The 10536-nt window shown below is 39.5% G+C and carries 7 protein-coding genes; 6 read left to right on the plus strand and 1 reads right to left on the minus strand.

The genetic code is table 11. The annotated features are described in order from the left end of the window. The first annotated feature begins 259 nt into the window (after nucleotides 1–259). The 6 genes from AW165_RS10690 (at nucleotide 260) to AW165_RS10715 (ending at nucleotide 9915) form a co-directional block, all read left to right on the plus strand. Nucleotides 260–1327: a type II asparaginase gene (locus AW165_RS10690; RefSeq protein ID WP_014206524.1), complete on the plus strand. Its 1068-nt coding sequence runs from the start codon at nucleotides 260–262 to the stop codon at nucleotides 1325–1327. 198 nt (nucleotides 1328–1525) lie between these two features. Beyond that, nucleotides 1526–5089, plus strand: a complete 3564-nt coding sequence (gene dnaE / locus AW165_RS10695; RefSeq protein ID WP_060465790.1) for a DNA polymerase III subunit alpha — start codon at nucleotides 1526–1528, stop codon at nucleotides 5087–5089. A gap of 14 nt (nucleotides 5090–5103) precedes the next feature. Continuing rightward, complete coding sequence (locus tag AW165_RS10700; RefSeq protein WP_032006696.1) at nucleotides 5104–5943, plus strand: RNA methyltransferase; 840 nt, start codon at nucleotides 5104–5106, stop codon at nucleotides 5941–5943. Beyond that, nucleotides 5936–6748, plus strand: coding sequence for a serine O-acetyltransferase (gene cysE, locus AW165_RS10705; protein WP_002114303.1), 813 nt, complete (start codon nucleotides 5936–5938; stop codon nucleotides 6746–6748). Before AW165_RS10700 ends, cysE begins: the two co-directional genes overlap by 8 nt. A 105-nt stretch (nucleotides 6749–6853) precedes the next feature. Next, complete coding sequence (locus AW165_RS10710) at nucleotides 6854–7792, plus strand: ABUW_2363 family tetratricopeptide repeat lipoprotein (RefSeq protein ID WP_017399898.1); 939 nt, start codon at nucleotides 6854–6856, stop codon at nucleotides 7790–7792. Between the two features lie 116 nt (nucleotides 7793–7908). After that, nucleotides 7909–9915 (plus strand): esterase/lipase family protein, encoded by a 2007-nt coding sequence (locus tag AW165_RS10715; protein WP_060465791.1) that lies wholly within the window; start codon nucleotides 7909–7911, stop codon nucleotides 9913–9915. 53 nt (nucleotides 9916–9968) lie between these two features. Here the strand turns inward: AW165_RS10715 and AW165_RS10720 are convergent. Continuing rightward, the coding region (locus AW165_RS10720; protein ID WP_081410614.1) for an FAD-dependent oxidoreductase at nucleotides 9969–10536 on the minus strand (568 nt) is incomplete at its 5' end.

The following is a 10536-nucleotide window of genomic DNA, read 5'->3' on the forward strand; positions in this document are numbered from 1 at the left end:
CATTTGTTTTATTTATATTAAAAAGTAAACAAATCAAGATAAATTAGAAAAACTTAATAGATTTTTTATTTTATTCATGTTATTTATTAGCGCTAAATAAAAGCAATGACTAAGCAATTGTTGATAAAACAAAATGCTATTCAAGGATGCTTCTTATTCAAACAAGTTATGAATATGTTTTACATGGTATGTATTTTGCTTAGGAAAAGCAGTCATATTCAACAAACTTTTACTTCGTCACTTCATAAGGATATTTTCGATGTTGACTAAAACTGTTAAATCTTTAGGTTTAGCGATGGGCTTATTAGCCTGCTCTCTCCCACTTTATGCAAAAAATAATGTTGTTGTAGTTGCGACTGGCGGTACTATCGCTGGTGCTGGCGCAAGCTCGGCAAATAGTGCAACTTATACTGCTGCAAAAGTTCCTGTTGATACGCTAATTAACGCAGTTCCACAAATCAAAGATTTGGCAAATGTAACTGGTATTCAAGCATTACAAATCGCTTCTGAGAGTATTACTGACAAGGAATTATTAGAAATTGCTCGTCAAGTGAATGAGCTTGTTAAAAAGCCTTCTGTTAATGGTGTCGTAATTACACACGGTACAGATACTTTAGAAGAAACAGCATTTTTCTTAAATTTGGTTGTTCATACTGATAAACCGATTGTACTTGTTGGTTCAATGCGTCCTTCAACTGCTCTTTCAGCTGATGGTCCACTTAACCTTTATAGTGCAGTTGCTTTAGCAGCTTCTGATGATGCGAAAAATAAAGGCGTTATGGTTCTTATGAACGACTCTATTTTTGCTGCACGTGATGTAACTAAAGGCATTAACATTCATACCAATGCTTTTGTTAGCCAATGGGGCGCTTTAGGTACATTGGTTGAAGGCAAGCCTTACTGGTTCAGACAATCTGTAAAACGCCATACAAATGCTTCAGAATTTAATATTGAAAATATTAAAGGCGATGCACTTCCAACTGTACAGATCGTTTATGGTTCGGACTCTATGCTTCCAGATGCATATGAAGCGTATGCAAAAGCTGGTGCTAAAGCGATCATTAATGCGGGTACTGGTAACGGTTCTGTACCAAAATATATCGTACCAACCTTACAAAATCTTCACGACAAAAACGGTATTCAAATTATCCGTTCATCACGTGTCGCACAAGGTTTCGTATTACGTGATGCAGAACAACCTGACTCTAAATATGGTTGGGTAGCAGCACATGATTTAAACCCTCAAAAAGCGCGTCTTCTTGCAGCTTTAGCTCTTACTAAGACGAATGACACGAAAGAAATTCAGCGCATGTTCTGGCAGTACTAAGTTTTTCAACCAGCCCAAACACAAAGTTTGGGTTGGTCCTATTTCTTAAAAATAAGCTCTTTTATATTAAATCTGTACAATAGATATTCAAATCATTCTTCTTAAATAATAAAATCCTTAACAGTTTGCCAAAATATTAAGCATTTCGTTTTAACTTTGCGTGCTAAACTATGCTGCAGTCGTATTAAGGATTGGTTTATGCAGTTTGTTCATCTCGGTATTTATACAGAATTTTCGATTACAGAGTCGATAGTTCGCATACCTGACTTGGTCAACGCTGCGGTTAAGGACCAAATGCCCGCGCTGGCATTAACCGATCTATCAAACCTTCATGCAGCAGTAAAATTTTATAATTCTTGTTTAAAAAAAGGAATTAAACCGCTTTTAGGTAGCACAATTCGCCTTGACGATGCTCAACATCGTGCGACTTTACTTGCAATGAGTAATGTAGGCTGGAAAAGTCTTACCGAAATCGTTTCACGCGGTTTTATTGAAGGTCAACAACTCAGTATTCCATGTGTAAAAAAAGAATGGGTACTTGAACAGCATCAAGATATTATTGTTTTACTCGGCCAACATAGTGATGTGGGTCAGATGCTTTGCTCATCTAACCCTCAAAAAGCAGCTCCGCTTTTAGAAGCATGGATCGAAAAATTTGGTAACCGTGTTTATCTGGCTTTAACACGCACCGATCGTCCCGGTGAAGAAGACTTTATTCAAGAAGCCGCTAAACTTGCTGCCCAATATAATGTCGGTGTAGTTGCGCATAATGATGTGCACTTTGTAGAAAAAGAAGATTTTGAGGCCCACGAAGCACGTGTTTGTATTGCTGATGGCTATGTATTAGCAGATGACCGTCGTCCACGCTTATATAGTCCTGAGCAACATTTTAAAACCTCCGATGAAATGATTGAGTTGTTTTCAGATATCCCAAGTGCTATCGAAAACACCTATAACATTGCAAAACGCTGTAATGTTAGCTTACAACTAGGCACCTACTTTTTACCTGACTATCCAATTCCAGATGGCTTTACCATCGACACCTACTTTGAGCATTTGTCAAAAGTAGGTCTAGAAGAACGTTTAGATTATCTCTACCCAGTCGAAAAACGTGGCGAAGACTGGCCAGAGATTCGTAAACCTTACGATGAACGAATTGATTACGAAGTCGGCATTATCCTAAAAATGGGTTTCCCTGGTTACTTCCTTATCGTCATGGACTTCATCCAGTGGGCAAAAAATAATGGCGTTCCTGTAGGACCTGGTCGTGGTTCAGGTGCGGGTTCACTCGTTGCATATAGCTTAAAAATTACTGACCTTGATCCACTTCGTTACGATCTACTTTTCGAACGTTTCTTAAACCCAGAACGTGTTTCGATGCCCGACTTTGACGTCGACTTCTGTATTGCCGGACGTGACCGCGTTATTGATTATGTTTCCCGTACTTATGGCCGTGAAGCCGTGTCGCAAATTGCAACTTTCGGTACGATGGCGGCAAAAGGTGCAATTCGTGACGTTGCCCGTGTATTGGGTAAGTCTTACGGTTTAGCTGACCGTATCTCAAAAATGGTGCCTACGAAACCACTCGGTGTGGACTTAGCCACTGCTATCGAGATGGAACCTCAGCTTAAAGATATCGTTACCAACCCATCTAACCCAGATAATGATGATGCGAGTGAAATCTGGGAAATGGCATTAAAACTAGAAGGTATCACCCGAAATACTGGTAAACATGCCGGTGGTGTTGTTATTGCACCCGGTAAGATTACCGATTTCTCGGCTGTACTTTGTGATGAAGATGGAACTAGCCGTGTTGCTCAATATGATAAAGACGATGTAGAAGCAGCTGGTCTCGTCAAATTCGACTTCTTGGGTTTACGTAACTTAACCGTTATTGAAGACGCAATTCAAAATATTAATAAAAATCGCGATAGTAATGATCCGCTCATTATTTCGCATGTTCCACTTGATGATGCTAAAGCATACTCTGTCTTTGCCGATGCAAATACAACAGCGGTATTCCAGTTTGAATCCGTCGGCATGAAACGAATGCTCAAAGAAGCACGTCCAAGTAAATTTGAAGAGATTATTGCATTCGTATCATTGTATCGTCCTGGTCCAATGGATCTTATTCCTGACTTTATTCACCGTATGCATGGTGGAGATTTTGAATATCTTCACCCACTTCTTGAAGGTGTATTAGAGCCAACTTACGGGATTATGGTTTACCAAGAACAGGTGATGCAGACAGCACAGATCTGTGCGGGTTATACGCTCGGTGGCGCGGATTTACTACGTCGTGCAATGGGTAAAAAGAAACCTGAGGAGATGGTTAAGCAACGCCAAATTTTCTTGACAGGTGCTGCAGAAAAAGGGATTGATGAAAGTACAGCCAACCATATCTTTGACTATATGGAGAAGTTCGCAGGCTATGGTTTCAACAAATCTCACGCCGCAGCTTATGCCCTCGTTGCCTACCATACTGCATGGTTAAAAGCACATTATCCTGCTGAGTTTATGGCAGCAGTAATGTCATCGGAAATGCAGAACACTGACAGTGTTGTATTTTTAATTGATGACTGCCGAAATAATGGCCTAGAAGTTTTACCACCATCAGTCAATATGTCGACTTATCATTTCCATGCGAGCGATGATAAAACTATTGTATATGGTTTAGGTGCAATTAAAGGTGTCGGCGAACAAGCGATGCAGTCAGTTATTGACTCTCGTCGACAATTTGGTCCTTATACAGATTTATTCGATTTTTGCCATCGTATTGATTTGAAGAAAATCAATAAGCGTACTCTTGAAGCTTTAATTCGTGCGGGTGCACTCGATTGCTTGGGAATTGAACGTGCAAGCTTAATGGCACAATTGCCTGAAGCTGTTCAAGCTGCTGAACAAGCGCGCAGTAACCGTGAAAGCGGTATTATGGATTTATTTGGTGAGGTTGAAGAAGTTCAGCGTAAGCCAGCTAAACCTGTTAAACCGTGGAGTGACGAGGTTCGTCTAAAAGGCGAAAAAGACACGCTTGGGTTATATTTAACGGGCCACCCAATTGATGTTTACCGCCAAGAGCTTAAGGCTTTTATTCCGGTAAAACTTAATGAAATTACGGCTACACGTCGTGGTGTTACAACAGTCTATGCGGGTTTAGTCATTGACGTCGCAAACTTTCCAAATCGCGTAGTTATTGTACTAGATGATGGTACAGCTCGTATTGAAGTAAGTTGCAACCATGAACGTTTCCAACGTTTTAAAGATATTATCCAAGTTGAGCGTGTTGTCGTCTTTGAAGGCGAAATTTATGAAAGAGAAGGCTTTGAACGTCCAATGGGCCGTTTAACCAAGGCTTTTACTTTAAATGAAATACGACAAAAACGTGCTAATAGCATTCAGATCAAATTAACAGAAGAGTTTATGCAAGCCACTTTGGCAAAAGATTTACAAAATATCATCTTGCCATTTTGCAATGTAGATATGCATCAACATATCACTCTACAGCTACAGATTGATCAACCTTATGCTCAAGCCGAGCTTCAACTTGGTCCGCAATGGAAAGTTGCTCCTCTCGATGAATTACTTGCTAAACTCAGAGATTATTTTGGTAAAGATAATATTTATATTGAATATCAAGTAAAGTCGAAAGCAGCTAAAGCAGCAGAACCTGCTCGTCCGCAAACCGTTGCTTCCCCTCCCGCGGACATGACTATGGACGATGCATTGGATTTATACCAAAGCGAAGTTTCTCAATATTCGTAATTTCTGGAAATCTTATGAGTTCGTTTGATCACAACACTGTGTCAAAACAATTAGCACAAGTGCGTATTGTCATGGTAAACACTACCTTGCCTGCCAATATTGGCAGTGCTTTACGTGCCATGAAAACAATGGGGCTAATTAAATTAGTTCTTGTTGCACCTAAAACATATCCTCATCCAGACATACAAGCGCTTGCTGCTGGTGCTCAGGATTTATTTGAACATCTTGAGATTGTCGATACTTTAGAAGATGCTATTAAAGATTGCCATTTAGTGTTTGGAACAAGTGCACGTAGCCGCACCATTCCTTGGCCTTTACTTGACGTAAGACCTGCTGCCAAAGAAGCCATTAAAGCCACCTCTCAGGGACAGCAAATTGCGATTGTTTTTGGCCGCGAAGATCGTGGTTTAACTAACGAAGAATTAGCCCTAGCAAATTATCATTTAACAATTCCTGTCAATCCTGACTATGGTGTATTAAATGTTGCGCAAGCAATTCAAGTGGTATGTTACGAGCTTCGCATGTCAGCTCTGGAACAAGAAAACGTGGATCAAGATGCAGATGAAATGCCATTAGTCCAAGGTCAAAGCATGCAATGGGATGAACCATTGGTGACTCAAAAACAAATGGAAGAGTTTTATCCTCATCTAGAGAAAATGCTAACCGAAATTGAATTTTTAGATCCAGATAATCCACGTTTGTTACCTTTACGCTTGCGTCGTTTATTTGGTCGTATACAATTAGATCGTATGGAATATCATTTACTTCGCGGTATTTTTAGTCGTGTACAAGCCCTAACCAGTGGTAAATGGAAAAAAGCATTATCTGACAAGGAGGATCAACCCAATGCTTAAACAGCTGAAAGAAGATATAAAGGCTGTATTTGCGCGAGATCCTGCTGCCCGCAATACACTCGAAGTTCTCACGACCTATCCTGGCATTCATGCGATTATGATGCATCGTGTTGCTCATGAATTATGGCAAAAAGATTGTAAAGGTGCTGCTCGCCTTCTTTCTTCATTTAGTCGTTTTGCAACAGGCATTGAAATTCACCCAGGTGCCAAAATCGGTAAACGTTTTTTTATTGATCATGGCATGGGTGTTGTGATTGGTGAAACTGCTGAAATTGGTGATGATGTTACGCTTTATCATGGTGTGACCTTAGGTGGTACAACATGGAAGACTGGCAAACGTCACCCAACTTTAGAAGATGGTGTGGTTGTTGGCGCTGGTGCAAAAATTTTAGGTCCATTTACGGTTGGTAAAGGCGCTAAAGTCGGTTCAAATGCTGTAGTGACCAAAGCAGTCCCTGCTGGTGTGACCGCTGTAGGAAACCCTGCTCGCTATATTTATAAAGATGCATCCGACAAGAATAAAGATGAAGAACGTCGCCGTGATTATGCGCAAAGTATTGGCTTTGCCCCATATGCGACAACTGCTGATCAGTCAGACCCTATTTTAGAAGGTATGCGCGTTTTACTTGATCGTATTCAGCATAATGAAACGCGTATGAATAATTTATGCCAGCGTTTATCAGAGCTAGACCCGAGCTTCAAAAAAGAAAGTCAGGATGAACAGCCTTTTAGTGATGAAGAACTGAAAATTATTGAAGAAGTTCGTCGTGAATGCGGTGCGCAAGATAAGACATCAAAAACGTAATATTCTTGATTCATAATGTAACACGCTTACCCTTGCATGTCTGTTTAGCTTTTCCTAGACTTACCTGTACCAAATCTGACTTTACTAAAATGAACGGAAGATCCTATGAATTTTAAGCCTTTGGCATATATAATCCTTGCGACCTCAAGTTTAACCGCTTGTACAATGGCACCCGTAAAAGAACAAAAAATTGAGCCTTTTGTTTTCAAGGAACCAGAGCTTACTCCTCCTTTTTATGCGCTAAACCCTTTTAACTATGATCAGCCACCAGCATTTGAAGTTGCATTAAAAGACGCTGCTGCACAGCCTGTAACCAAAATGGTCGTTAATCGTCAAGATGATCCAACCAAACAGCTTACTCTCGACGTCAATAAACTGATCGTTCCGACTGTCAATAATTCACAACGTTCAATGAAATACGCAGTTTTAGCCGGTGAAAATGAAATTGACGTGACTACTATTGATGACTTCTTACAGTTAGTGGAAGGTAAAGCACGTCACTACCCACCTCGCTTTACTGACCGTCAAGAACGTAAAGGCTTTGAAAGTAAACTTAAAGAAGTAACACAACAACTTGATACACTTGCTGCAAATCCAAATGCATCATTTGATATTTTAATTCGTGCTTTTAAAGCAAGTGTTCTTGCACGTAACCTTGATTTAGGTACTGTTCATACCACTAAATCTTTAGAATATGCTCAAAGACTTTTAAAAATTAATCCAGATGATGCGGAGACAAATTTCTGGTTCGGTTTTGGTTTATCTGAAGGTGGCGGTCAACGTGAAGCGATTCCATACTTAGACAAAGCCATTAAAGGTAATGTTCAAGAAGCATATTTAGCTGCTGCAAATAACTATATTGCAATGGAGCAAAAGAAAAACGCGATCCAGACGCTAAAGAACTATAAAGTTAAATATCCAGATGAAGCGGAAATTGCTGACCGTTTAATTCAAGAAATTGAAAAACAAGGTCGTTGGAACGTATGGCAAGTTTTAACTAACCCAGCAATGTCAGCAACTACTCCTGCTGCACCTAAAAAATAAGCTTAATTTTATAAAAAAGGGCTGTTTTGACAGCCCTTTTTTATATTTGATCATTTGAAAAATATTTTAAAATTTGTATGATCTACCTACCATTGAGCCACTATATTTTGACCATAATGTTTTCAATAAAAAGAAGCAAAACACTGTTGACGGTCATACTACTCGGTTCAATTCTGAGTGGTTGTCAGGTCGTAAATGTTAAACAGCAAGCTTTGAATGTAACGATTGCAAATGAACGTAATAGTATTCTTACCCAAGATAAACTCAGCGAAGCGAGTCTGAATGTTTTATCAATGTCTGGTCAAGAAGCTAAAGTTTGTACAGATACCCCTGAAACCTGTGTAAATCAACTCAAAAACCTTCCTCAAATTTTAGATGAACAGTTCTTATCAGCAGCAAGCGAGATGTATCTCGCAAAAGCAATGGCTTTATCAGATACATCTGACTGTAAAGTAAGTAGATTTACTAAACATAAATCTCAAGAAGAACAAAAGAATATTCTGAATAGATATGATGATTGCTTAGACCAGCAATTGAGTCTATTAGATAAAAGTATTCGCTATAGCTATGCCTATCTATTTTCAACAAAACGTAAGCCTAATGACCGTATTTTTGATAATAGACAAGTTCAAATTCGCGATTTCTATAATCAAGCAATCGCCAAAATGGTCGGTGTTTATGACTTAAGACATCCCAAGAAAAATGTTGTTGAACCACAAATTCATATTGGTAAAAGTATTTATTCAATCGATTTTGAATTTCATAAACAATTAACTGGCCAAAAACTAGAAAAATTAATTTCAAGTTATAACCTGAATTTTTCTGGCTTAAGAACCATTAACCGCCGCGATGGTTTTGGCTCCGAATTTGTAGCTGTTTTTCCGAGTTCAGGAAATGAAGATATTAATGAATATATCCTAGACCCACTTAAATATAATTATAAAAATGGCGTTAATCCAAATATTCATAATGCACGCTACTTAGCTGCGACTATTGTAGCTGAACCCAAGCACGCGACCACTGTCGAAGAAATTATTAATAATCCAGAATTCGTGATTCGAGTTTATGACCCATATCGAACAGATAATATTAATGTAGCAGGCAAGCAATATCCGCTAGCAGCTAACTTTTCAGCACCTTATGGCCTATGGTTAGCCGAAAACAATTTAGGAGTTGCAGCCTATTTGAGTCTGATTGATCGCGATCAGCATTTAACTATGCCGCATCTCTATATGCTTGAACCGTATAATCCGAACAAAAAAATTATCGTGTTGGTACATGGTTTAGCAAGTAGCCCCGAGGCATGGATTGCACTGACCAATGATGTTATGGGCGATACGGTTTTAAGAGACAATTACCAAGTTTGGCAGGTTTTCTATTCGACCAACATGCCAATTTTGGAAAGTCGTTTTCAGATTTATGCACTCTTGAAACAAGCTTTTGATTCATTAAACCCAAGTGACCCTGCCGCGCATGATGCGGTCCTTGTTGGACATAGTATGGGAGGTATTATCAGCCGTTTACTGGTCAGTGATGGAGATATTACTAAACCTGCCTTAGAGTTGATGACGATTCGTCAGCAAAACCGCTTTAAAAAACATCCAATGGTTACTGAACGATTGCAAATGCATTCAATCAATAATTTTGATCGTGCAATTTTCTTGGCTTCTCCTCATCGCGGTACAGATTATGCGGATCGTTGGTTTACCTTGGCAGCACGTAAAATTATTCGTTTACCGGGTGCATTTTTGTCGGCTGTAGCGACTTCACTGACAACTGAAAATTTAGATGTTAAAGATTTCTTGAGTAATATTGATAATGGTTTGATTCAAAATGGACCGAGCGATCTAAGTCATCAATCTAAATTTATGGAACTCACAAAAGATATTAATCCACACCAAGGATTAGTTTTCCACTCTATTATGGGTAACATCACCAAGAGTGATGATCCAAATGTGATTACCGATGGTATTGTCCCTTATAAGAGTGCTCACTTAGAAGGTGCAAAATCTGAGAAAGTTCTTCCAGGTGGTCATTCAATCCAACTGACACCACAAGCTGTATTAGAGTTACGTCGTATTTTACGAGAGCATTTAGTCGAACACGGTTTATATAAACCATAAAAAGAAAAAGAGCCAAAGGTTATCCTTTGGCTCTTTCGTTTTGGACTTAAATTTTACTGTCCAGAACGGATGATGTAATCAAACGCAGAGAGTGATGCTTTAGCGCCTTCACCTGTAGCAATAATGATTTGCTTGTAAGGTACAGTCGTACAGTCACCCGCAGCAAATACACCTTGCACATTGGTTTCGTTGCGGTCATTCACAATGATCTCGCCACGATTGGTTAACTCAACTTCACTGTCTTTCAAGAAGTCAGTGTTTGGCAGTAAACCAATCTGTACAAAGATCCCTGCAAGCTCGACCACATGCTCTTCATCGGTCGCACGGTCTTTATATTTCAAACCGGTCACTTGTGAACCATCGCCTAATACTTCGGTACTTAACGCATTCATAATCACCGTTGTGTTTGGCAGGCTATGCAATTTATTTTGCAAAACTTGGTCTGCACGAAGTTTGGTATCGAACTCAACCAGAGTGACATGCTCAACAATCCCTGCAAGGTCAATCGCAGCTTCAACACCAGAGTTACCGCCACCAATCACGGCAACACGTTTACCTTTGAATAATGGACCATCACAGTGTGGGCAGTAGGCAACACCACGGGTACGGTATTCTTGCTCA

Source organism: Acinetobacter sp. LMB-5, from assembly GCF_001541635.1.
In the GTDB taxonomy this organism is placed as follows: Bacteria; Pseudomonadota; Gammaproteobacteria; order Pseudomonadales; family Moraxellaceae; genus Acinetobacter; species Acinetobacter pittii.